Genomic DNA, 24305 nt, shown 5'->3' with positions numbered 1-24305 from the left:
CATGGACTTCGACATCGATGACGAGCAGCGGAACTTCGCTCAGCATGCACGGGACTTCTTCTCCGAGCAGGCAGGACCAGAGCACGCTCGCACCCTCCTGGCAGCGCCTGGGGAAGCCGCACCGGGCCGACGGGTCCTTGCCGAGCTCGGATTCTCGTCGCTGACGATCCCAGAGGATTTCGGCGGAGTGGGAGCCGAGCTGCTGAACATGGCGCTCGTTGCCGAGCAGGCGGGGCGGCAGCTCGCGGGTCCGTCGCTGACCACTGCAGCACGGGTTGCCGTGCTGCTGGCGGACGACGCCGACCGGTTGGCGGCATTCAGCGAGGGTCGGCTGTCGCTGGCTGTGCTCGACGGCCCGCCGAGCGGATCGCGGCCGTCGATGGACGTCGTCGGAGCGACGCACTTCCTCGCGCTCGACGGTGATGACCTGGTCATCGGGGAGGGCCGCGTGACGCTGGGGGAGCCCATCGACGCCACACGCGGCCTCGGATATGTCGAGCTGACCTCGTCCGAGGTCGTAGCCCAGGACGCGCAGGCACGGTGGGCCCGGGCTCGTCAGGTCGCATGCGTGATCCTGGCGGCCGAGGGTCTCGGCGCTGCGGACCGTGCGGTCGAGATCGGCCTGGAGTACGCGAAGACCCGCGAGACGTTCGGTCGTCAGATCGGCGCCTACCAGGCGGTCAAGCACCGGCTGGTCGACGACTGGGTGGCCGTCAACCAGCTCCGTTCGCTCGTGTGGTGGGCCGCGTGGGCGGCAGACCACGCCCCCGATCAGCTCCCGATCGCGGCATCGGCCGCGAAGGCCTACTGTGCGGGCACCTTCGAGACCGCGTGCGAGACACTGATCCACGTGCTGGGTGGCATCGGGTTCACCTGGGAGCACGACGCCCATCTCTACTGGCGTCGCGCCAAGGTCGACCGACTTCTGCTGGGCGACGAGAGCGAGCACCTCGCAGCGGTGGCGACGTGCACCTTGCATGCCGCCGACGCCGCAGCGACAGGTGAGCTGCAGCCGATCTGACGCATCGTCACGCATGAGTGAAGAGCCGCCGACCCGGGACTCCCGGGTCGGCGGCTCTCTTGTCGAGACTCGTCGGCGTGTCAGACCACCGTGTGGTCCTGCTCGCCGAGGTAGGCCGCGTGCAGCTGGTCTCCATCGACCCCAGCGGCTGGGGAGTCGATGACGACCCGGCCTTGCTGGAGCGCGATGACGTGATCAGCGACCGTCATGGCCTGGCCGACGAGTTGCTCGACCAGGACGACCGCCATCCCCTCACTCGACAGCGTCGAGATCGTGCCAAGGAGCTCCGCGACGATGATGGGTGCCAGCCCCGCCGACGGTTCATCGAGCAGCAGAACCTTGGGCTGCGACACCAGCGCCTGGGCAATGGCCAGCATCTGCTGTTGACCTCCCGACAGAGATCCCGCCCTGGCCGCCCTGCGGTCGGCCAGCACGGGGAATCGGTCGTACGCCCCGTCCAGGCCGGCGGCGCGCTCGCGTCGCCCCATCCGGTAGCCGCCGAGGCGCAGATTCTCCTCGACCGTGCGCTGGTGGAAGACTCGCTTGCCTTCCTGCACGAGGCTGATGCCGGCGACGAATCGCCGGTTCGCCGAGGCCGCGACCAGGTCGCGGCCAGCGAGGACAACGCTGCCCGACCGTGCCGGGATGAGCCCGGCGATCGCCGACATCAGCGTTGTCTTTCCAGCACCGTTGGCACCGAAGATCGCAGTGACCCGTCCGCTCCACGCTCGGATGCCGACGTCCTGCAGCACCCCGATGTCGCCGTAGCCGACGCTGAGGCCGGAGACGGTCAGGATCTCGTCAGCCATCATGCCTGTCCTTTCGCGAGGCCCGGGGCGACGGCGTCACCCAGGTAGCTGCGTGCGACCGCTTCGTTTTGCCGGATGTGCGCCGCGTCGCCGTGAGCGATGAGGTCTCCGCGCTCCAGGACGTAGATCGAGTCGGCAAGATCGGTGACCAGACGGAAGTTGTGCTCGACCAGGATGACGGTGCCGCCTGCGTCGCGCACCGCGCGCAGGAGTGCACCGAGGCGCTCCAGGTCCTCAAGGTCGAGTCCGGAGGCCACTTCGTCGAGCAACAAAACCGATGCGCCGGTGGCAAGGGCTCGCGCCACCTCCAGCATCCGCCGGTCTCCCAGGGACAGACCGCGCGCTAAGGAGCGCGACTGGTCCGCCAGGCCGGTCGCACGCAACCAGACGGCACCTTGCTCCGCATCGCGAGCGGCCACCTTCCGATACCGGGGCGCACGGACCATGGACGACGGCATACTGACGTAGTCGGCGATGTACCGGCCCACCGCGACTGCTTCGGCGGTGGTCATGGACGCGGGGACAATGGGTGTCTGGAACGTCCGCGCGACACCTCTACGCGCAGTCCGCACCGCATGCCCCAGCGGGAGTGCCCGTCCATCCAGCCTGACAGCACCGGAGTCCGCTGCGTAGAACCCCGAGATGATGTTCAGCAAGGTGGTCTTGCCGGATCCGTTCGCTCCGATGAGAGCTGTGATCTCTCCGGGCCGCGCCTCGAGCGAGACGCCGTTCAGTGCCCGGTTGCCGCCGAAGGACTTGGAGACCTCCTCCACGACCACGGTCCGTGGGGGCAGAGCCGGGAGTTCGTTCGGGGTGCCCGCTGCGGCCGGTCCACGTTGCGGCTCGGCAGCGCCCCAGTTGCGGACGCGCAGCTTGAGTCCGTCCATCCGGATCTTCAGCTTGTCGTTGGTGAGGAGGATCCCGCCGCCGACGAGGAAGGCACCGAAGACGATCTCCGAGTACTCGTCGAACACCCCGAACCTCGCGGGGAGCACTGTCAAGATCGCTGCCCCCACCACCGCGCCGTACACGGTCTCCGCTCCCCCGAGCACCGCGGCGGCGATGATCAGGATCGCGGCAGCGAAGTCGAAGTAGTCGGGGGCGACGAACCGGTCGACGAACACAAACAGGCTGCCGGCGATGCCAGCAGGCACCGCTCCGAGGACGTAGGAAGTGATCTTGATACGTCGGACGTCGATCCCGAGGCTGGCGGCCAGGACGGGACTCTCGCGCATCACCCGCAACGCCGATCCGTGGCGCGAGGTCACCAGGTTGCGCATGACGAGCAGCCACAGGACGAGAACCACCATGACGAGCGCGTAGAACTGGTTGTCGTCCAGCTCGCGACCTAGGAAGACCGGGGCAGGAATGCCGATGAGGCCGATGCCTCCGCCGGTCTGGTCGGGAAACAGCTTCACGACCTGCGGGATCATGATGATGAGGAAGAACGACGCCATCGCGACCCCCCAGCCGCTGATGCGCAGAGCGGGCAACGACGTCACGAGGCCGAGTGCGGCGGACGCGACCGCCGAGGCCAGGAGCGCCACCGCGAGGTCGTGGCCCTCGATCACCAGGTAGCCGGTGACGTAGGCGCCGAGGGCATACATGGCGAGCTGCCCGATGGCCAGTTCACCGCCGTAGCCCCAGGCCAGGTTCAGCCCGCTGACGGTGAGGGCGAGGATCGCGACCAGCATGAGCTGGCGGAGGTCGCCCGCGCCGACGCCGAGCCAGGGCGCGACGATGGCGAGGACGCCGAGGAAGAGCGGCAGGACCCACAGGCGTTCGCCGTTGAGTCCCAGCCGGCGAAGGATGTTCATACCGTCCTCTCGTGAGTCTGCCCGAAGATGCCCTGTGGTCGCACCATCAGGACGACCAGGAGCAGTGCGAACAACATGAAGGTGGAGTACTCGCTGCCCAGGTAGCGCACGGTTCCTGCCTCGATCGATCCGATGGCCAGTCCACCCACGAGGAGGCCCGGGAAGGAGCCCATCCCGCCGACGATCAGCACCAGGAACGACTTCAGGATCACGACGGCAGCCACGGTGGACACGGCGAGCGTCTGGGTCCCGATGATGGGACCGGCGGCGCCACCGATGGCGCCAGCAGCTGCCATCGCCAGGATGGACAAGTAGCGGACGTTGACGCCGCGGAGGGTCGCGGCGTCCCGGTCCTCGGACAGCGCCAACGCGGCCAGCCCCGTCATCGTGAGACGCGACCAGGCCCACAGGCCCAGGCAGGTGGCGATCGCGACGCCGATGATGACCAACCCGTCGACGGTCACTCGCCCGCCGGCGATCGAGACCACGTCGTCCGAGACGAACGGGGCCACGGGTCGGACTTCGGTTCCCCAGATGACGACGACCAGGCCGGTGAGGATCGTGGAGGCACCGACCGTTGTCACGAGCTCCCCGTGCAGTCCCTTGCCAGCCACGGGTCGGATCGCGACGAACTCGGTGACGACGCCGATGACCGCACCCACCGCGGCGGCGACAAGGATGACGATCAGGGTGGAGTGGCCGCGTTCCACACCGAACTCGTACGCGATGAACGCGCCCACCATGACGACGGCAGCCTGTGCGAAGTTGAAGGCACCAGTGGCGATCCGGACGAGATTGATGCCTGAGCCGACGAGGATGTAGATCGACCCGAGCACGAGACCCGTCAGGAGTGCGGTTGCCACCGCCTCACTCCGCGATCTGGAACTGACCAGCCACGAGCGGCGCTACCGGGATGATTGTGAAGCGCCCCTCCCCCGAGGCCAGGTGGTCGGTCTCGCTCCATCCCGGATCGTCGGAGAGGGACAGCTCGTAGGTGTCCCCCTCGCCGGCCTCCATGGCTGCGCGAACTTCCGTCACGTCCGTCGAGCCCACGGACTCGACGGCGTTGGCGTAGGCCAGGATCGGGTCGTAGCCGAGCGCGTAGAGGTACAAGGCGGTCTCGGGCGTCTCACCGGCAGCGTCGAGCGACGCCAGCAGGTTCGTCACGCCGGGACTGTCAGCAGTGCTGGCATTGACGTTGTAGGACATCAGCTCGACCCCGGACTTCTCAGCGTCGTTCAGGGTCTCGTCGAGCGACCGGATCGTGGTCGAGACATCGCCGATGAACGGCACGTCCTCCATCCCGACCTTGATGCGGCTCTTGAGTACCGGCTCCGCCTGGTACGTCGAGTTGAAGATGACGACATCCGGGTCACTCTCCGCCAAGCGCGCCAGCGGACCGTCGACCTCTACCGCCTCGGCCTCGTAGGACTCGGTGGCGACATCCAACCCAGCATCTTCGAATGCGTCCTCGTAGAGCGACATCGCTGCCTCGCCGGCAGGGTCGTCACCTGCGATGATCCCGATGTTCTGGTAACCCTCGTCGACGACCGTCGTTGCGAGGTACTCCGCCGCGGACTGCAGCCGTACCCCGGCACTGAAGGCGTACGGGAACAGCGACGCATCACCGAGCTCGGGCGCTGAGCCGTTGTTGAGCGCCATGATCTCCTCGCGCGTCGTGAGGCTCTGGAGAGCAAGGCTCTCCGAGCTCGCCGTGCCTGCCCAGACCAGGTCCGGGGCGCTGTCGCGGATGCGGTCCTGGAGGAGGGACACGGCCTTGGTCGGGTCGCTCTCGTTGTTGTCGGTCTCCAGCCTCACCTCGCGGCCGAGCAGCCCGCCGTTCTCGTTGATCTCCGCGATCGCAGCCTCGATGCCCGCCTCGATGGACGGAGCAAAGCCCGAATCGCCACCGGAGAGGCCGACACTGGCGTAGACGACGAACGCACCGTCGTCACCGGCATCGTCTCCCGACTCAGCGCATGCGCTGGTCAGCATCGCAGTGGCCAGCAGACCGGACGCGATTGCCAGTCGGCGTTGCCGACTCGATCGACGGTTCCCGTTCATTCTCAACGCTCTCTCGTTTCTGAAGGATGGCGCACACGGCTTAGTGACCGAGGCCACATGTTTATTAGGTGACCAGCCAACTAACCTTTTGTCAAGGAAGCCTCTCGCTCTCCCCGAATCGGCGCGCGAAGAAAATTTGTTCGTTGACAAACATCAAATTTGATCCATCATGGTGGCCATGACTTCAGCTGGCCAGGGACCGTCTGTCACTGCCGATCGAGGGCCACGCACCGCGACCCTCACCCCCGGTAGCGACGCCGACGGCATCCCGGACCTCGACTCGTTCCCCCTCATGGGGAAGGGCAACAAGTACGAGGACTTCGCGGTCGGTCAGGCGATGGACCACCACTGGGGACGCACGCTCGGCCAGTCCGACAACCTCGCCTTTTCGACGGCCACATGCGCATGGCTGCCACTGCACCTGAACGGCGAGTACGCCCGGTCGCAGGGGCACCCTGAAGAGGTGCTCAACCCGATGCTCGTGCTGTGCACGGCCGTCGGACTCTCGGTCGAGGACCTGAGCGAGAGCGGCGGGCCGTTCCTGGGGATCGACGACTGCAAGTTCCTGCGTCCGGTCTACGCAGGAGACACCATCTCTGCCTCGTCACGCGTCGTTGACATGCGGACATCCGCCTCCAGGCCCGGCGTCGGCATCGTCACGTGGCACACCGCCGCCCACAACCAGCGTCGAGAGCTGGTCCTCGAGTTCGTTCGCACGAATCTCGTCGCCAAGCGCGGCGATCAGTCCTGAATCTTCAAAGCAAAGGAACACCCATGCCTACCAACCGCCTCCGCAGGAGCGAGCTGTCGACCCCTGGCATCAGTCCCAAGATGATCGCGAAGGCCGCAGCCAGCGAGGCGGATCTCGTCTTCCTCGACCTCGAGGACTCCGTGGTCGCCAACGAGAAGGTGCCGGCACGCGCGAACATCATCGAGGGTCTGAACACGCTCGATTGGGGCAAGAAGACCCGCGCGGTCCGCATCAACCCGGTCAGCACTCAGTGGTGTCACGGAGACGTGATCGACATCGTCACCGCGGCGGGGGAGAACCTCGACGTCATCATCATTCCCAAGGTGTTCGCGCCCCGCGACGTGTGGTTCGTCGATGACCTGCTCACCCAGCTGGAGACGCAGCTGGGCCTGGAGGTCGGCCGGATCGGGTTGGAGGTGCTCATCGAGGAGACGCAGGCTCTGGCGTGCGTCGAGGACATCGCGTCCTCCTCGTCGCGGCTGGAGGCACTCATCCTGGGCGTCGGCGATCTGTCAGCCAGTCAGGGCATTCGTCTCGGACACATCGGCGCCGCATCCGAAGGCGATAACGGTTACCCTGGCGACGTGTGGCACTACGCCCGCAACCGCGTCACCGTCGCGGCCCGTGCCAACGGCCTGGACGCGGTCGACGGCCCGTTCGGTGGCATCGCGAACCCCAAGGGCTACGAGCGTGAGGCCAACTGGGCGGCGACACTCGGTGCCGTGGGCAAGTGGGCCATCCACCCCAGCCAGATCGCCATCGCGAACGAGGTCTTCGCCCCGACCCCCGGCGAGATCGAACGCGCGGCCGCAGCGGTGGAGGCCGTCAAGGAAGCCGAGGCTGCCGGGCTCGGCGCGGCCGCGTTCCAGGGCATGATGATCGACGCGGCGACCGCTCGGATCTTCGAGGCGGTACTGGACCGCGCTCGCCTCTGTGGGGTTTCGTGAGTTCCCAGGCGCCTGGCGGCTCCGCGACCGGACCCCTCAAAGGCGTCCGGATCCTCGACCTAACGGCAATGCTTGCCGGCCCCTTCACGACCATGCTGCTGTCCGACATGGGCGCAGACGTCGTGAAGGTCGAGCCGGCGACCGGAGATCGCACGAGAGGTCTCGGCCCTTACCGTGCTGGCGACGACCGTGACCAGGCTCTCGGCGGCTACTTCCAATCGGTCAATCGCGGGAAGCGCAGCATCGTCCTCGACCTGAAGAGCGACGACGGCGCAGCCGCGTTCCTGGCGCTGGTCGAGGTTGCCGACGTCGTGGTCGAGAACTTCTCTGCCGGAGTGATGGACCGCCTGGGGCTGTCCTACGAGCGGCTGGCGGAGGTCAATCCGCGCATCGTTTACGCCGCTCTACGCGGGTTCGGCGACTCCCGGTCGGGGACGAGCCCCTACGAGGCGTGGCCCGCCTTCGACGTCGTCGCCCAAGCGATGGGAGGGTTCGCCGGCATCACCGGCGAGCTCGGCGGGGCTCCCCTGAAGTCTGGCCCCGGCATCGGGGACATCTTCCCGGGAACGCTGCTCGCGCTGGGGGTCGCGGCAGCGGTTCGCCACGCGGAGCGGACGGGCGAGGGACAGTTCGTCGACGTCGCCATGTACGACGCCGTCCTCGCGATGTGCGAACGAATCGTCTACCAGCACTCCTACCTGGACATCGTGCCCCGGCCCATGGGCAACGGCCACCCGCTGCTCGCGCCTTTCGACATCATGCCGACGTCGGATGGCTGGATGGCCGTGGCGGCCCCGAGCAACAACCACTGGCGCATCCTCGTGGAGACGATGGGACGTCCGGACCTCGCCGAGGATCCGCGATTCGTGGACAACGCAGCCCGTGTCACTCACAACGACGAGGTGCAGAAGCTCGTGGGAGCGTGGCTGCTGAGCCAGACCAACGACTCCGTGGTGACGGCACTCGGCGGCCGGGTTCCGATCGGGCCGGTAAACACTGCGGCTGACATCTTCGACGACCCCCATGTCCGAGTACGAGAGATGCTCGTCGAGGTCGAGGAGCCAGGCTCGGACCTACCCGTGACCATCGCTGGCTCACCCATCAAGTTCAGCACGACGCCCTCCCGGGTAGCTCGGCGCGGACCCAAGCTCGGCGAGGACAACCCCGCCTCCATCCTGGCGGAGTGGGCAACTGCCTCCTCGTGTTCCCAGCCAGGTTCCAACGACAACGAGCGGTGAAGATGACGACGACCGTGAGCCACGACTCCGTCCTTGGCCCCTGGGGATGGTTCGAGGACTACTACCCGGGCCAGCAGATGCGCCACGCGCGGGCAGCGACCGTCGGCGAGGTGGAGGGCAGCGGTCCTGCGAAGCAGGTCATGAACACTGCCCAGGCCCACTTCAACGATCACATCATGAAGGGCTCCCCGCTAGGCGATGACCGCCTCGTCTTCGGTCTGGCCACGGCGTCCTTGGTCTACGGGCTGGCATCCCAGGACACCGCGGAGCACGCCGTGGCCGAGCTCGGGTGGTCGTACTTGCGCTTCCGCGCCCCCGTTCACCACGGCGACACGATCGAAGCGTTCACCCAGGTCGTAGCGGTCGAGCCGTCCGGCGACGAGCAGTCCGGACGGGTGACCTTCCGACACTGGGGCCGCCGCCAGGACGGGACCGTGGTGTTCGAGGGTGAGCGTTCGACCTTGATGCGACGGCGTCCGTTGTGAGCCACCTGGTGAGCTCGATGGCGGCCCTGCGTGCCACTCGATGCCGCGGAGGAGCGGCCCCGTGACCGACGAACCCACTCTGACCAGCCAGGCCATCGCCCGCGCCCGCAGCATCGACCACCGCAGCGACGATGTCGTCCAAGGCGCACTTCACTGCCTGCTCGACACCCTGGGAGTGGCGATCGCGGGCGCGCACGAGCCCGTCACCAGTCTCGTGCGCGCCGAGGTGCTGGAGGAAGGCGGGACGCCACGCGCGACGTTGTGGGGCACCGGGGAGGCGGTGACTCGAGCCCAGGCTGCACTGGTGAACGGCACCGCCGCCCACGCGCTTGACTTCGATGACGTCAGCGCCCTCATGGAGGGCCACCCCTCGGCGCCGGTCCTGCCAGCACTGCTTGCCCTCGCCGAGGGCGAGGCCGTGACAGGCGACGACCTGATCGCTGCTTTCGTCACCGGGTTCGAGACCCAGGCGCTGGTCGGCCGGCTGATGTCGCCGTCGCACTACGCCACGGGTTTCCACACGACGGCAACTGTGGGCGCGTTCGGCGCGGCCGCCGCAGGCGCCCGCCTCTTGGGCCTCTCCGACGAGGCCTGGCTCGACACCTTCGGGATCGTCGGGTCACGAGCGTCGGGTCTCAAGTCGATGTTCGGCACCATGTCCAAGCCGTTGCAGGTCGGCGCAGCCGCAGAGAGCGGTATGCGTGCGGTGCTCCTCGCGCGACGCGGGGTGACCGCCGATCGCGATGTCCTGGCCTCACCACAAGGTTTCAGGGCCACCCAGTCCGATGCTCTGGGTGTCACTCCAGAGTGGGCGTGGTCGGCCCCAGCCGTCACCAAGGTGCTCTTCAAGCACCACGCCGCCTGCTACCTGACCCATTCGGCCATCGAGGGCATGCTGAGCCTGCGCAGATCCGGCCTGACACCCGACGACGTTGAGTCCATCGAGCTTGCGGTTCCGCCCGGGCACCTGAGCGTCTGCAACATCTCAGAGCCGGCCACTCCGCTCGAGGGCAAGTTCAGTCTACGCTTCACGGCGGCCATGGCCCTGGTTGAAGGTGACCTCACCGAGAGCGCGTTCGCGTTGGAGCACCTCACTGATCCGCGGGTGGTGGCGCTCCGTGACCGAGTGACGGTGGAGCCGCGCCGAGACTCGACCATCCGATCGTCGGTGGTCACCGTCAACCGGCGCGACAAAGGCACCATCCAGGTGGAGGTCGACGTGAACCGACCCACCCCAGCTGACGATCTCACGCTCCGCTGGGAGTCGCTCGTCCGCAAGTTCCGCTCGCTCGTCGAGCCCGTCCTGGGCCAGCGTGCTGCCAGCCGCATCATCGAGGAGGTGTCGCAGCTGCCGACCGCGCCCAGCGTCGAACCGCTCCTCGACGCCCTCACCAGCCCGAACGAGGAGACGGCGAGTTGAGCGTCGAGGGCCCATCCGGCGAGTGGCGACCGTCCTCACTGCCGCCAGCTCGGAACCCGCTGTTGCGTGATGCCACGTCGTCGGTCTCGACGTACTGTCGCATCTGCGAGGCGGCCTGCGGTCTCATCGCCGAACTGGACGACAACGGACGCTTGCATCGCGTGCGTCCCAATGCGAGCCACGCCCATTCCCGCGGCTTCGCCTGCAACAAGCCGCAGGCAATGGTCGACCTCACCTACGATCCGGACCGGATCACCACGCCGATGGTCCGCACCGGCGGCCCGGGGGCGTTCTCACCCGTCACCTGGGAGGAGGCGCTGGACCGGTGCGCGGCCGGGTTGGCCGACGTCCGTGACGAGTCAGGGCCGGCTGCGCTGGCCGTCCTGCGGGGCAATCCACCGTTCTTCGATTCCGGTGGCGTGCTGTGGGGGCGCGGCTTCGCAACCGCGCTCGGCATCGAGCGCACCTACACCGTCAATGCTGAGGACGCCGCAGCGCGACTGACCGCCAACGAGGCGCTCTACGGCGCGATCAATCGTTTTCCCCGCCCCGACCTGTGGCACACCGACCTGGCCCTCATCATCGGCGGGAACCCGCTGCACGCGCGCAGCACCCGCCTCAGCGAACCTCAGACGCGAGAGGCCTTCGACGCGATCGTCGCCCGGGGCGGGCGCGTCCTCGTCGTCGACCCGCGCCGCACCGTCACCGCCGAGCGGTACGAACACATCAGCCTTCGTCCGGGGACCGATCCGTGGTTTCTTCTCGGCGTCTGCCACGTCATTTGCGCGGAGCTCTCGGGCGCGCCCGACCACGGGACTCCGCTCGCCGGCTGGTCGGAGTTCGCGCACCTCGTCGCCGGCCTCGACCTGGTCGAGTGTGCGGCTGGGTGCGGCGTCGATCCCGCCACCCTCGTCGACGTCGGCCGAGCGTTCCTGACAGCCTCTTCGGCTGTCACCTACGGCGGGACCGGGACCTGCGCCCAACGCTTCGGCACCCTCACGAACATCCTGCTCGACACTGTCCTGGCGCTGACTGGCAACATCGACCGAGTTGGCGGGATGCTCGCCGGCTGGGCAGCAATCGACCTCACCGGGGGACGCGCCGCAGCCCCCTCCGGGACCCGCCGCACCCGAGCCGAGGGCCGGCCTGAAGTCGGAGGCAGCCTGCCAAGCGCTGGTCTCGCTGCCGACATCCTCGAGCCCGGCGACGATCGTGTGCGTGGCCTCGTCATCTACGGCAACAACTCGGTGCTCTCCAGCGGAGGGGGCGGAGAGCGCTTGGAGGAGGCCCTGTCCCGCGTCGACTTCGCGGTGGGCATGGACCTGTACGTCAACGAGACCAATCGCTTCGCCCACGTGCTGCTTCCCGTGACCACGATGTTCGAGCGCAGCGACTATCCGCTGACGACTGCCGACACCCAGCTCCGCCCGTCGGCGTACGCGACGGCGGCGGTGATCGAGCCGCGGGGGGAGGCGCGCGACAGCTGGTGGATCTTCGACGAGATCTCGCGGCGGATGGGCCTCGGCGGATCGTGCCCGGATCCTGAGCTCGCGGCTACCGCCGCGGCTCGAGGAGCAAGGCCGACCCCCGTCGAGCTCATCGACCGACTGCTCGCTCAGGGACCGGTGGATGACCTGACCTTCGCCGACCTCGTCGATCGGCACCCGAACGGCGTGGCACTGCGAGCAACGCTCCCCCCGGGTCGCCTGACGCACGACCTCCCGACGCCCGACGGTTGCGTCCAGCTGTACTCAGAACAGCTTCGATCCGAGGTCGGACGGCTCTTCGCTCACGCCGAGCCGGACGCCGAGTGGCCGCTACGACTCATCGGCCGACGGGAGAAGGGTTCGCAAAACACCTGGATGCACAATGCGAGCCGCATCTACCCCGACGACTATCAATTCGCCGCCCTGATCCATCCTGACGACGCGGTGGCGTGCGGGGTGTCGGACGGCGAGGAGGTGCGGCTGACGTCCCGCGTTGGGTCAGTCGTGGTGCCCGCAGCCATCACGGAAGACATCCGTCCGGGCGTGGTGAGCGTGCCCAATGGGTGGGGTCATCGGGGCGGTTCGTGGCAGCGTGCCAACGCCATCGGCGGAGTGAACACGAACGACCTCGTCGACCCCTGCGACGTCGAGGCCGTCGCCGGCATGTCGATCCTCAACGGTGTGCCGATCCGTATGGAGAGGGCGGCTGATTCGTAGCCGATCGACTGGGTCAGAACCTCAGCACGATCCTTCCGCGGACGCCCCCACCCTCCAACATGCGGTGCGCCTGCGCGGCCTCCTCGGCAGGGAAGGTCCGTGCCACCCGCGGAGTGAGGACCCCGGCCTCCACCTGGCGGCGCAACCCGTCCAACGCCTCGCGTTCCTCAGCGACATCTCCCACGAGAATCGGGAAGTAGCGCAGACCTCGCTCGTCGGGACCGACGTAGTTGCGAACCGTGGCGATCCCGCCTCCGTCCTTGACCGCGCCCAGTGTCAGCTGGCCTTGCACAGCACCATCGGCTAGCCCGTCGACGCCGTCAGGGACCTGCTCGCGCATCCGGCGGGCGACGTCATCGCCACGCTGCACGACGATGTCAGCCCCCAGCCCGCGGACCAGCTCCTCGTCGCTGGGCGAGGCATCGGCCACCACGGTCAGCCCAGCCGCCTTGGCCAGCTGCACCACGTATCCACCGAAGCATCCCGCGGCCCCCGTCACTCCGAGCACTTGTCCCGGCTGCAGCGCCAAGGCGCGCAGAGCAGCCCACGCCGTCATCCCGTTCATCGGCACCGTCGCTGCGGCCGCGGCACCGACGCCTTGCGGTGCGGGTACCACGGAGTCGCCGGGCAACACGATGTCCTCGCGGTAGGCGCCGTGGGGCGCGACCACTCCCATGGCGAGCTCTCCGACCCGGAGGTGGCTGACGCGCTCGCCCACCTCGGTCACCTCCCCCGCAACGTCCATGCCAGGGACCCAAGGCAGTGGGTCATCGGGGTAGTACTGCAGGTAATCGCCTGCGCGCAGCATGGTGTCCGTGGGGTTGACGGTGGCGGCGCGGACGCGCAATCGCACGTCACCCGGGCCTAGCAGCTGCGCGGGCACCTCGACCATGGTGAGCACCTCCGGCCCTCCGAACTGCTCGAGGCCCGCAGCGCGCACAAATCTTGACAGCCTCATGGCAAGAGTGTGACATGTTAGTCAACCAACAACCGCCTTTCTCCTCCGGCTGGCGCGCTCTCACCCACGGGCCCACCAGAAGTGGCTCCATCAGGTCGAACCACTTGTGCTCCCGGTCACATTCGACATAATGGGCCTGCGACGTAAGACGTCGCAGGCCCACCGAGCCACAAGATCCCGGTGGAGTATGGAGGAGCAGTAGCTCCGCATCTCCCCGCGACGCGTGGCGTGCATGCGGTCCGACTGCTCTCCTATCCCCGTTCATCGGCAAGGATGAGAGCAGCAACGTGTCTCTGAGAGTTTCGATCGTCGTGGGCAATCCCAAGCCCCAGTCCCGCACACTTCGCTTCGCCGAACTGCTGGTTAGCAAGCTCCTGGCGCCAGGCGCTTACACCGTCGACGTCGTCGACCTGGCTGACTACGCGGACGAGGTGCTGGTGTGGCCATCCGAGAAGCTTCAGGCGATCAACCAGTCGGTGGCCGAGTCGGATCTCGTCGTGGTGGCCTCCCCCACGTACAAGGCCACCTACACCGGCCTCCTCAAGGCGTTCCTCGACCGGTACCCCGCCAACGGCCTCGCCGGTGTGACCGCCATACCGCTGCACACCGGCGCAGACCTCGGGCACCAGATGGGTCCGACATTCACACTGGCGCCGCTGCTGAGCGAGCTCGGCGCCGTCATCCCCGGACGGGGCCTCTACATCGCGCTGAGCCAGCTCGACAAGCTGGAAGAGGTCGTCGAGGCAGCTGCTGCCGAGTACTCCCGCAACCTCGACCGACTCGCGCGCGTTGCCGCCGCGACCGCGCTCCCCCGAGCATGAACTTTCCGAATCAAGGAGTTGCCCCGTGACCACTGCCCCCCTCCGTGATGGCGACGCTCGCGCCTTCCGCGACGTAATGAGCAAGTTCGCTTCGGGGATCACCATCATCAGCGGCGTCGACGAGACCGGACCGATCGGTTTCACCTGCCAGTCGTTCTCCAGCGTGTCCGCCGACCCGATGCTCGTCTCCTTCAGTGTCATGAAGACGTCGACTACCTACCCGCGCATCCGCAAGGCAGGCCGGTTCGCGGTCAACGTGCTGGCGTCGGAGCAAGCCGAGGTGTCGGCGCAGTTCGCTCGGCGCGGCACGGACAAGTGGTCCAGCATCCAGTGGCATCCTGCCGAGTCCGGCAACCCGGTCATCGCCGGCTCCCTGATGTGGGTCGACTGCGCGATCTGGACCGAGTACGACGCCGGCGACCACTCGATCGTCATCGGCGAAGTGGTTGAGCTGTGCCCGTCTGACTGGCGATCCGGTGAACCACTGCTCTACTTCGAAGGTCGGTACCGCAGCCTGCGGGAGCTTGATCAGAGCGCCTGAGCGCCTGAGTGCCGGACTCGGCCCGGGTCGTGCCGTCGAGCGCGTCGGCCAAGCGTCCGGGACCAATCCGCAATCCGCCGTGTCGGGACTTGCGGTCGACGGTCCGCCGTCGAGCAGTTCCATCATCCTCCACAACCTGCCCAGTCGCAGGAGCCGTCGAAAGGCCCGATCACATGCCCGCTCACTCCCGACCCTTGGCCTACAACTTCTTCATCATGGACACTCCGTCGCACATCTCGCACGGGATGTGGCGGCACCCGGAGTCGCGGGCCGTTGAGTACAACGACCTCGAATTCTGGATCGAGCTGGCGCAGCTGGCCGAGCGGCACCACTTCGACTCGATCTTCATCGCCGACAACTTCGGGATGTACTCCCCCATCAACGGCTCGACTGACGTCTTCCTCGAGAAGGCGCTGCAGATCCCGAACAGCGAGCCCTCCATGCTCCTCTCCGCGATGGCGGCGGCGACACGGAACCTGGGTTTCGTGTACACCAGCTCGGTCCTCCAGCAGCACCCGTTCCCGTTTGCTCGTCAGATGTCGACACTCGACCATCTGACGAAGGGACGGATCGGGTGGAACATGGTCTCCAGCTTCTCCGAGAACGGCTTCCGCAGCATGGGCCTGGACGGGCTCGTCGATCACGACGAGCGCTACCGGTGGCTCGCTGAGTACGCCGAGGTCGTCTACAAGCTGTGGGAGGGCTCCTGGGCCGACGGCGCCGTCCTGAAGGACAAGGAAGCAGGCATCTACAGCAACCCGCGCCAGGTCCGCCGCATCAATCACGTCGGCGCCAGGTATCGGGTCGAGGGTCCACACCTTGCTGAGCCGTCGCCTCAGCGCACCCCGGTGCTGTTCCAGGCGGGCGCATCCCCGGCCGGTATGGACTTCGCCGCACGCAACGCCGAGGGCCTCTTCTTGATCTCCGGCAGTCCGGAGGCCTCCGCCTCGCAGGTCTCGAAGGTCAAGGCGCTCGCCACCTCGTACGGTCGTGACGCTGAGCGCATCCACTTCATGGAGGGGCTCACCTTCGTGGTCGGGTCCACCGAGGAGGAGGCGCAGCGCAAGGCCGATGAGCTGGACGAGTGGACCGACGTGACTGCCCAGATGGCTGTGGCCAGCGGGGCGGCCGGTGTGGACCTGACGAAGTTCGCGCCCGACGAGCCGCTCGTCAACGTCGCCGAACAGATTCAGGGGATCCGCGCCGGATTCATCAAGATGGCGATCGAGAACGCTCCCGCGGGCACCACCCCGACCCTTGCCGACTTCGGTCGCGACCAGGTCCGCCAGTGGCGGATCACTGGCACCCCGGAGACGATCGCCGATCAGATCGAGCGCTATGCCAGTGCCGGGGTCACCGGTTTCAACGTCATGTCAATCACCGTGCCTGGTTCGTTCACCGACTTCGCGGAGCACGTCACCCCCGTCCTGAAGGAGCGCGGGCTCATGCAGCGCGAGTACCGCGACGGCACTCTTCGCGAGAAGCTGTTCCCCGGAGCCGGTCCGCTCCTCGGAGAGACTCACCCGGCAAGTGGCTATCGAGAGAACGACGAGTACGTCGGCGTGTGACGTCTCCGCTGCGGGCTGCACACGTGGGAGTCGGCCGGTCGAGACGTCTCGACCGGCTGGCTGCTCCTCGCAGACCGGAAGAATATTCGTACGTCTTAAACAGGGGGCTGTGAGTCCTCGAGGTCGCGATGGGGACGGGTGCGACCTTTCTCGTTCGCGGGGTGTCGATTGCATGCAAGGACGTTCAGCCCGCCGCCTGCCAGTTGGCCCCTGGGTGCCAGCGTGGCGATGACCGGTTTGGATCACCGGCGTGCGGGCCCCCGAGGAGGCGCACAGCCGAGGGAGAAGTGCGCTGCCCCCCTCGCGCGACCCGAGCCGACCCGTAGGGAACGGACGCAGCACGGCACCTCGAAGGTGGGTCTGCTCATCAGCCCAGGATCCCCAGCTCGATCGCCGTGCTCGGATCAGTGCCCTCCTGGCGGGCCAGTCCTACGGGTTTGTCGACGCCGCGCGCTGAGCGTGCGGCGTCTCGTGATTCCGCTTGCGGCGAGGGCACCCATGAGACGACAAGTCCTCACGGCTCGCGGGCGTTTGCGGGGTCGCCGGGTCGGACGGACACGGCAGTGACGAGGATCGACCCTGGAGCATGCCGTCTCCGGGGCTGAGCAGGTTCATGCGAACGCCACCAAGCGGGCCGGGGAGTCCCGCTCCTGGGGCCCTGGGCCCGACACGCCGCCCAGGCGATAAATGCAGCGCATTTCAGAAATAGCCGTCTTTGATGGACGCATGGCTGGACGACCGAGCAAGGGTGACCGACACGCCTTCATGACGCGGATCCCGCGTCAGGCGGCGGACAAAGTCCGAGATGACGCGCACCGTCTCGGTCTCAGCTACAGCGACTACATCGCGTACCTGGTGAGCAACGCGGTCGGCGTCGAGACGCCCCTGCCGGCCACCAGTAGCGACACGGCCCAGAGGGAGCTGCCGCTGGCAAGCGCCTCCTGAAATGACTTGAGGCCCGCCTTGCCGGGCGGGCCTCGTAGTCACTCTTAGTTCGGCAGTTCGAGTTCGTAGCTCGCCTGACCGCCACCGCCTCGACGGTGATCTCACTCCTCCGGAAAGCCTTGCCGGGCTTTTCGCGTCCCCTAGCACAAGGACGAGTTGATGTTAGCACCGCGCCTTTTCCCGACCGCGCCTGAAAACAGTTGTCGGCGTGTCGCCCCGTCCGTCCGCACCTCGGTGCCGACCGGGCCGCGCGACCTGCCCACACGACTGAGCGCGCGTGCCGTGGTGCTGCTCTCCGGCAGGCGGGATGGCGGGAAGATCTGCGAGGCGGCCGGCATCGAGGGCGCACGTCCTCGATCCGGGGCCGGCGCTCTGCCCCGGGTCAGTGAGGCCCACCGCTCGAGGCGGCCCGGTCCCGACGCGGCAGGGACCCGTGAAGGCGGTGCGACCACGCGCCGCGTCGCCCGTCTTCGATGCTCGGCGCCAGCTCGAGTAGCTGAGTCGTCGCACGCCGTCTGGGGTGACACGGGTGCCGGCGCCCGGGGATCCGATTTCGCAATCGAATCGGCGCGACACGCCACCGATGAGCGCGACAACACCGGTGCGCGCCGACAGAGTTACCCCGGAACCAATTTCGCAATCGAAAGTCCACGGGACTCTAGGGGTGAGAACAGCATGGCTCGTCCGTACCGCCAGCGCGGCACCGTGCAAGACAAGGTGAACCTCTTCGCCAAGGTCGACTCACCGCTGAAGAAGAAGGTGGACTCGATCGCCGACTACCTCGGCGTGAGCCAGGCTCACGCCCTGGAACTGATCCTCGAACACACCGCGATCGACGCCAACGGTCGCCCCACGTGGTTCGACGGACCGGCTCGCCCCAACGACGACGAGGAGCTGCCGCTGCAGAGCGCATCCTGAAATGACTCGAGGCCACCGTGCGCCAACACGGTGACCTCGGAAGTCTTAGTTATTCGGCTAGGCAAGAGCGCCAACTCTTCCTGACCGCCACCGCCTAGACGGTGATGTATGAGCTCTCCCGCCAAGGAGGGGCTCAGTTACGCCTTCAGATCAACGGGACCAACCACTGAGTGAGGCAAGCGCGATGCTAGCAGCATGCTCGCGCGCGGAAACGGTATTGACCGACCCGCCGCGCGTGTCGCGTGTCGCCCGACCCTGTCGAGCGACACCCGAGAAGTTCACCGATCTCAACCTCGCTGCCCAGGCAGCCGAGGTCTGCGAACGCTGCCCTCTCGCCACCGCCTGCCTCCTCGACGCGCTGCGCATCGACGCTGCCTACCGCCGCGGCGACGACCCCTGGGGACTCACCGGCGTCTGCGCCGGCGTCGTCTTCTCCCCCGCGCGCCCGCCCCAGCGCGTCGCTCGCACCGCCCGCGCTGGTTCCGCTCCGTCTGACAGCACGCCCGGCAGTGCGCTTGGCAGCACGTTTGACACTGCGCCTGGCAGGACGCCTGACACCGCGTATGACAGGTCGTCTGACACCCCCGCCGGTCCCGATGCAGGTGTCGGTGCGGGTGCGGGTGTCGGTGCCGGCGATGGTGCCGTCGGGCTGCGGCGACCGGCCCACCAGACGTCGCGCGAGGTGGAGGTCTGATGTCCACCACCACCGGAAGCGACCACGCCGACGTCGCCGACGCCGAGAATGGCGCGGCCGCGCTCCGCCGGCCCACGTGGGCCGCCGCCACCCTCGCCATCGACGAGATCCTCTTCCGACCCGGTGGCTGGTTCGTCATCGACGCCACCAACCGCGCCGTTCCCGGCATCGTCGTCACCACCCTCGAGAACGGCCTCGACATCGTCGACGCCGCCCGCGACAGCGGCCACCGGCCCGCCACCGTCGTCGGCCGACTCGTCGACGCCGCCCGCGCCGTCGACATCGACGTTCCCGGAGCCCACGGCTACCTCCTGCTCGACCAGCTCACCGGCTGGGCCACCGCCCGCGGCATCTGGCACCTCACCCGCCCCTCCGGCGGCGCCACCGGCCGCAGCCACCTCTACCTGCACGCCGCGCCCGACCAGCTCGACCACCTCGTCGACGAGCTCCCCGCGTTCATCGAGGACCTGCGCACCGAGCACGGGCTCCCCGCCAAGGCCCTGGAGGCCCGCACCGCGATCCGTCCCCTCACCGCCCCCCACCGCAACGGCCGCACCACCAAGCCCGAAGGCCCCCTCGTCCAGCGGCTACGCCACCTCCAGCAGATCGCCGTCCGCCTGACCGTGCCGGCCGCGGGGCGCGACGCGACGACCCGTAAGAGCAGTCCCGGTGCCGGCGCTGGCGAGAGCCGCGCCGACGGAGTCGCGTCCGAGCCGACGGCGACCCCCAGGCGCCGCACCCGGCGCGCATCGGTCACCGCGCTCATGCCCCTCGAACGCCGCCGCCGCGACCTGCCACCCATCTGGCGTGCCTACCTCGCCCATGGCGTCCGCCCCCGCATCGGCGGCGGCGACCAGTCCGCCTCCGCCGTCGACCTCGTCGCCACCGCCGAGCTCCTGCGCGCCGGCTACGGCCTCGACGACGCCTGGGACACCATCGAGGCCGCCCACCCCGACGCCATGACCCACGCCCGGCGCCGCGGCCGCGCATGGTGGATCAAGTTCCACTGGAACGCCGCCGCCGCCACCGACACCACCTGGCGCAAGCAGACCGAGGACCCCAGCGCGACCAACGGTGCGGGCACTGACGCGGCCACCGGCGGGCGCGAGGCGGAGCGCCAGCACCAGACCACCGCGCGTGCAGGCGCCAGCCAGCCCAGCCAGGCCAGGGAGGCCAGCCAGCCCAGCCACGTCGGGCGGGTCGCCGAGCCCAGCCCTCAGGTGCTGCACGCCGTCGAGGCCGCACGCCGCAGCCTCATCGACCTGCAGTGGGCATGGGGACCCCGACAGCGGCACAGCACCCTGCTCGTCGCCCACACCCTCCTCGACCGCATGGCCCGCACCGGCCAGCTCCAGGTCCCCTGCCCCCAGCGCGACCTGCACCTCGACACGGGTCTCTCGCGACCCACCATCGCCGCGGCCCTCGCCCTCCTCGGCCACCGCACCGACCCCGCCGGCCCCACCGATCGCGACGACGGCGATCACCGAGCCGATCGTGCGGGCCACGGGGCCACGCCTCGGCTCGGACCCGCCGCCCAGCACGACCCAGGACCGGCGCGCCTCGGTGCCCTCCTCACCACCTTCGACCCCACCCGCCGCGACACCTCGTCCCACGAGTTCGCCCTCGCGCCCCGCTACCGACAGCCCGGACTTTCGAGAAACGACCTTCAGGACAAGCCCGGGGTGTCCGTTCCTTTACCACCTGGTTCTCACACCCCCCACCGCTCCGGCCTCTGGCACCACCTACCCCCAGCTGCCCACAGCCTCTGGCGGGCACTGCCCTCCCCCACCGACGCCAGCGCTGACCTCCAAGAGGCCGCCCACCACGCCGGCCTCACGTCAGATCGCTCTACCCGGCTCACGCCCCGGCAAGAACGCACCGTTCGCACCCACGCGGCCTCCCTCATCACCGCAGGCCTCGCCCAGGTCCTCCCCGACGGGACCTACCGACGACTCGACGCCCAGGCCCTCACCGACACGTCCACCGACACTGGGGCGCTGAGAGCCGTGGCCGCTGAGAAGCGAGCGCGCGCAGAAGAACGCGTCGCGATCGAACGCGCCGCATACCGCACCGGATCCGGCACCAGCTGGCGACGAGCCCATACCGCCGCGGTCGCACGAGAACGCGCGCGAGCCCGCGACCGCTACGAACGCTGGTGCGCGCACCACACCCCCGAACAGCGACGCGAACGCTCCCAGCACCACGCCGCTGCGTACGCCGGCCACTCCATCGACGACCAGCGACGCCTCAAGGAACGCTGGGCCCAGCACCGACACCACCTCGGCATCGACGAACGCACCCGACACGACACCTGGTGCCTCGAGCTCGGCCGCCGCGACTACGCCCAACGCAGCGCCGAGCGCGCCGCGGCGTTCGCTGCCCTCTCAGGACCCGAGAAAGCAGCCGCAGTTATGGCATGGAGCGACCACCGCACGCGATGGAACGTGCCCCAGGGGTGGCCCGACCCTGGCCGCTCGACCACGGCCCGGCACCCCGTCGACGCTGTGTCGAACGCAGCGACCCGACAGCGCACTCACCACGGGCAGCACAGCGCCGAGGCCCTCCCCGGAATGGAGAACCTCGCGGGCTGACCCCGTTGATGGGTGGTCGAGGCGCAATCGAGGCTCAGGCAGGTCAGCCCGCGGCCGACTCAAGGATCGATGCGGTGACTCCCCGTCGAACGAGCTGGCCGACCGGGCCGGCCGGCGAGCAGGCGATCAGGCACGGGCTCGCGCCCGGACGGTGTCGTCCCTCCGCTGGCGCTACGGGGGAGTTCAAGCCCCTCCCCGGTCACCCGATCGTGGGCCGGCGCCGACCTCCGGCAAGGGGAAGTAGCACCCGCCCCGAGACGCCGGCTCCGCGAGCTCCGCCAGCTGGGCCGCTCCCTGCCTCCGGCCGGCTCCACCGGCCCGTGATCTCCCATGCCCGGGGAGGGCGAAGAACGGTCGGCAACGCAGAAGCCGCCACCCACACCCCGCGCAGGAAGAGGCCAGCGATGCCCACCAGCAGCAGGAACACCAGCACCCGGAACACCGTCACGGACGACGAGCTCACCCACGAGCCCATCCACGAGCCCATCCACGAGGTGAACGTCGCGGGGTCCATCGACGGCGAGCCGGACACGCGTCACCGCGACGACACCATCCATGGAGGCCACGGAACCGACGGCGGTGAGCACCACTCCCCCATCGCCACCGGCACCGGTGAATGGGCCGAGCAGGTCGGGACCATCGTGCACGTCGACCCGCATCTCCTGCACCTGGTTCGCAACGTGCGCGATGCACAGCCCGACCAGGGCCTCATCGACTCCATCCGCGACCTCGGTGTCCTTGAGCCGATCACTGCTCTCGTCTACGTGGGCGCGAAGATCGAGCAGACCCTCACCGACGGCACCGTCGACGGCACCGGCGAAGCCTCGGACGGCTCGGACGGCTCGGACGGCTCGGACGGCTCGGACGGCTCGGACGGCGCCGGTGGCGAGGCCCTCGTGGTGCGCTTCGGGCACCGCCGCACCCTCGCGGCCGTCGAGGCCGGGCGCGACACCGTTCCGGTGTACCTGGTTGGAACCACCGACAACGTCACCGGCGACGAGGAAGCCGCCGACGGCATCAGCCGAGTCATCGAGCAGCGCGACGAGAACACCCACCGCGCCGGGCTCAGCGTCGCCGACGACCTCGCCGCCGTCGGGCAACTGGCCGCGTTCGGGTTGTCCGCGAACCAGATCGCCAAGCGCGCGCGGATCAAGCGCGGCGACGTCGATGCCGCCCTCACCGTCAGCAAGTCGGCGCTCGCCAGCGGTGCCGCCGCCCGGTGGGACGACATGAACCTCGACCAGCTGGCTGTCGTCGCGGAGTTCGAGGACGACACCGATGCCGTCACCGCGTTGCGCGGCGCCGTCCGGACAGGGAGGTTCGAGCACGTCGCCCAGCGGTTGCGCGACGACCGCGCCCGCGAGGCCGCCCGCGAGGCGGTCCTCACCCCCATCGCCGAGGCGGGCGTCACCGTCATCGACGCGCCCGTTTGGCACGACAACATCACCAAGGCGCTCAGCGGGCTACGGCTCGACCCCCACACCGAGCCAGGGACGCTCACCGACCCGGCCGAATACGCAGGCGTGCACGGCTCGTGCCCCGGCCACGTCGCCTGGGCCGAGGAGACCTACGTCTGGGTCGACGCCGCCGGCAACGAGCTGGACGAGGAAGCCCCCGAGATCGAGGACGACGGCACCGAGGAGCCCGCCAAGATCGCCGCCCACGTCGCCGCGTGGGACGACGCGGAGCAGGTCGCGCGGTGGGACGTGACCTACGGCTGCACCGACTGGCACATCAACGGCCACGTGCGTCTCTGGGACCGCGTCACCGACCCCGACGACACCGGGAGCAGCGACCCGTCGGGGTCGGGCCTCTCCCCCACCGAGGAAGACGCGGCCGGCGCAGCCCGTAAGCGCGCCGAGGCCGCTGAAGCCGAGGCCGAGACCAAGCGCGCCCAGCGCCGCCTGGTCATCGAGAACAACAAGGCGTGGTACGCCGCCCAGACCGTGCGACGCGACTGGATCGCCACCCACCTGGCCGCCCGCAAGACCCCACCCAAGGGCGCCGCCGCCTTCGTTGCCTCCGCCATCTGCCTCGACCGCCACCTGTTCGGTGACATCGAAGGCAACCACCTCGCCGCCGCCTGGCTCGGAGCCAGCACCGACGACTCCCCCACCTACGGCGTCGACACCACCCCTGTCCGGCTCGTCGCCGACGCGAGCGAGAACCGTGGCATCGTGATCGCGCTCGTCCAGGTCCTCGCGCTCATCGAGGCCAGCACCGGGCGCCACACCTGGCGCCAGGATGGCGAGAACAACACCGCAGGCCGCTACCTGCGAGCGCTCAAGGACTGGGGCTACACCCTCTCCGACGTCGAGGAGTTCACCATCACCAGCCGTACCGCCTGAACCACGCCGCTCCCCGCAGAGGATGGTCCGCCCACCCGGGCGGGCCATCCCGTCGTGGACAACCGAGGACGTCCACTGCTCCCGACGGGGCGGCGGGAAGGCTACATGTCGACATATAGATCGCTTGACGCCCGGAGATTTCTTGCCGTCGGTATCCCCGGCGGA

19 protein-coding genes are annotated in these 24305 nt (G+C 68.6%); 14 read left to right on the top strand and 5 right to left on the bottom strand.

Annotated elements, in window-relative coordinates:
* The first annotated feature begins 1 nt into the window (after position 1).
* Positions 2 to 1021: an acyl-CoA dehydrogenase family protein gene (locus K329_RS27240; RefSeq protein WP_052336980.1), complete on the top strand. Its 1020-nt coding sequence runs from the start codon at positions 2 to 4 to the stop codon at positions 1019 to 1021.
* Positions 1022 to 1101: 80 nt separating this feature from the next.
* On the opposite strand, the gene K329_RS0115745 is transcribed toward K329_RS27240, so the two are convergent.
* From K329_RS0115745 to K329_RS0115730, 4 genes are read right to left on the bottom strand one after another with little or no spacing between them, the layout of a single operon-like run.
* Complete coding sequence (locus K329_RS0115745) at positions 1102 to 1830, bottom strand: ABC transporter ATP-binding protein (protein ID WP_028473806.1); 729 nt, start codon at positions 1828 to 1830, stop codon at positions 1102 to 1104.
* Entirely contained in the window at positions 1830 to 3647 is a 1818-nt protein-coding gene (locus tag K329_RS0115740) for a branched-chain amino acid ABC transporter ATP-binding protein/permease (RefSeq protein WP_028473805.1), read from the bottom strand. Before K329_RS0115740 ends, K329_RS0115745 begins: the two co-directional genes overlap by 1 nt.
* On the bottom strand, positions 3644 to 4510 hold the full coding sequence (locus tag K329_RS0115735; protein ID WP_028473804.1) for a branched-chain amino acid ABC transporter permease: 867 nt from the start codon (positions 4508 to 4510) through the stop codon (positions 3644 to 3646). Before K329_RS0115735 ends, K329_RS0115740 begins: the two co-directional genes overlap by 4 nt.
* A 4-nt stretch (positions 4511 to 4514) precedes the next feature.
* Complete coding sequence (locus K329_RS0115730; RefSeq protein WP_028473803.1) at positions 4515 to 5642, bottom strand: ABC transporter substrate-binding protein; 1128 nt, start codon at positions 5640 to 5642, stop codon at positions 4515 to 4517.
* A 247-nt stretch (positions 5643 to 5889) separates the two neighbouring features.
* On the opposite strand from K329_RS0115730, the gene K329_RS0115725 reads away from it, so the two are divergent.
* From K329_RS0115725 to K329_RS0115700, 6 genes are all read left to right on the top strand, one after another.
* Complete coding sequence (locus tag K329_RS0115725) at positions 5890 to 6462, top strand: MaoC family dehydratase (protein WP_169721605.1); 573 nt, start codon at positions 5890 to 5892, stop codon at positions 6460 to 6462.
* Between the two features lie 23 nt (positions 6463 to 6485).
* The gene (locus K329_RS0115720) at positions 6486 to 7409 is read left to right on the top strand and encodes an HpcH/HpaI aldolase/citrate lyase family protein (protein WP_028473801.1); all 924 of its coding nucleotides are present in this window, start codon (positions 6486 to 6488) and stop codon (positions 7407 to 7409) included.
* Positions 7406 to 8647 (top strand): CaiB/BaiF CoA transferase family protein, encoded by a 1242-nt coding sequence (locus tag K329_RS0115715; protein ID WP_028473800.1) that lies wholly within the window; start codon positions 7406 to 7408, stop codon positions 8645 to 8647. The genes K329_RS0115720 and K329_RS0115715 overlap by 4 nt, the downstream gene beginning before the upstream one ends.
* Before the next feature lie 2 nt (positions 8648 to 8649).
* A complete protein-coding gene (locus K329_RS0115710; protein WP_043643906.1) occupies positions 8650 to 9132 on the top strand; it encodes a MaoC family dehydratase in 483 nt (160 codons plus the stop codon).
* A 61-nt stretch (positions 9133 to 9193) separates the two neighbouring features.
* Positions 9194 to 10552, top strand: a complete 1359-nt coding sequence (locus K329_RS27235) for an MmgE/PrpD family protein (protein WP_052336979.1) — start codon at positions 9194 to 9196, stop codon at positions 10550 to 10552.
* Positions 10549 to 12756, top strand: a complete 2208-nt coding sequence (locus K329_RS0115700; protein ID WP_084541356.1) for a molybdopterin-containing oxidoreductase family protein — start codon at positions 10549 to 10551, stop codon at positions 12754 to 12756. Before K329_RS27235 ends, K329_RS0115700 begins: the two co-directional genes overlap by 4 nt.
* A gap of 13 nt (positions 12757 to 12769) precedes the next feature.
* Here K329_RS0115700 and K329_RS0115695 read toward each other — a convergent pair whose 3' ends face one another.
* The gene (locus K329_RS0115695; protein ID WP_211225883.1) at positions 12770 to 13648 is read right to left on the bottom strand and encodes an NADP-dependent oxidoreductase; all 879 of its coding nucleotides are present in this window, start codon (positions 13646 to 13648) and stop codon (positions 12770 to 12772) included.
* A 353-nt stretch (positions 13649 to 14001) separates the two neighbouring features.
* On the opposite strand from K329_RS0115695, the gene K329_RS0115690 reads away from it, so the two are divergent.
* From K329_RS0115690 to K329_RS27225, 7 genes are all read left to right on the top strand, one after another.
* Positions 14002 to 14535 carry an NADPH-dependent FMN reductase gene (locus tag K329_RS0115690; RefSeq protein ID WP_281169821.1) on the top strand — a complete coding sequence of 178 codons (534 nt, stop codon included), beginning with the start codon at positions 14002 to 14004 and terminating at the stop codon, positions 14533 to 14535.
* A gap of 25 nt (positions 14536 to 14560) precedes the next feature.
* On the top strand, positions 14561 to 15076 hold the full coding sequence (locus K329_RS27230) for a flavin reductase family protein (protein ID WP_211225881.1): 516 nt from the start codon (positions 14561 to 14563) through the stop codon (positions 15074 to 15076).
* 194 nt (positions 15077 to 15270) lie between these two features.
* On the top strand, positions 15271 to 16644 hold the full coding sequence (locus K329_RS0115680) for an LLM class flavin-dependent oxidoreductase (protein ID WP_211225880.1): 1374 nt from the start codon (positions 15271 to 15273) through the stop codon (positions 16642 to 16644).
* 687 nt (positions 16645 to 17331) lie between these two features.
* Positions 17332 to 17589, top strand: a complete 258-nt coding sequence (locus K329_RS0115675) for a hypothetical protein (protein WP_157571773.1) — start codon at positions 17332 to 17334, stop codon at positions 17587 to 17589.
* Between the two features lie 675 nt (positions 17590 to 18264).
* Complete coding sequence (locus K329_RS0115670) at positions 18265 to 18507, top strand: hypothetical protein (protein ID WP_028473793.1); 243 nt, start codon at positions 18265 to 18267, stop codon at positions 18505 to 18507.
* A gap of 693 nt (positions 18508 to 19200) precedes the next feature.
* A complete protein-coding gene (locus tag K329_RS0115665; protein WP_028473792.1) occupies positions 19201 to 21792 on the top strand; it encodes a hypothetical protein in 2592 nt (863 codons plus the stop codon).
* 404 nt (positions 21793 to 22196) lie between these two features.
* Positions 22197 to 24140, top strand: coding sequence for a ParB/RepB/Spo0J family partition protein (locus K329_RS27225; RefSeq protein ID WP_052336977.1), 1944 nt, complete (start codon positions 22197 to 22199; stop codon positions 24138 to 24140).
* Positions 24141 to 24305: the final 165 nt, after the last annotated feature.

The organism is Nocardioides alkalitolerans DSM 16699 (assembly GCF_000426525.1).
In the GTDB taxonomy this organism is placed as follows: domain Bacteria; phylum Actinomycetota; class Actinomycetes; order Propionibacteriales; family Nocardioidaceae; genus Nocardioides; species Nocardioides alkalitolerans.
This window is presented reverse-complemented; position numbering and strand designations above follow the sequence as displayed.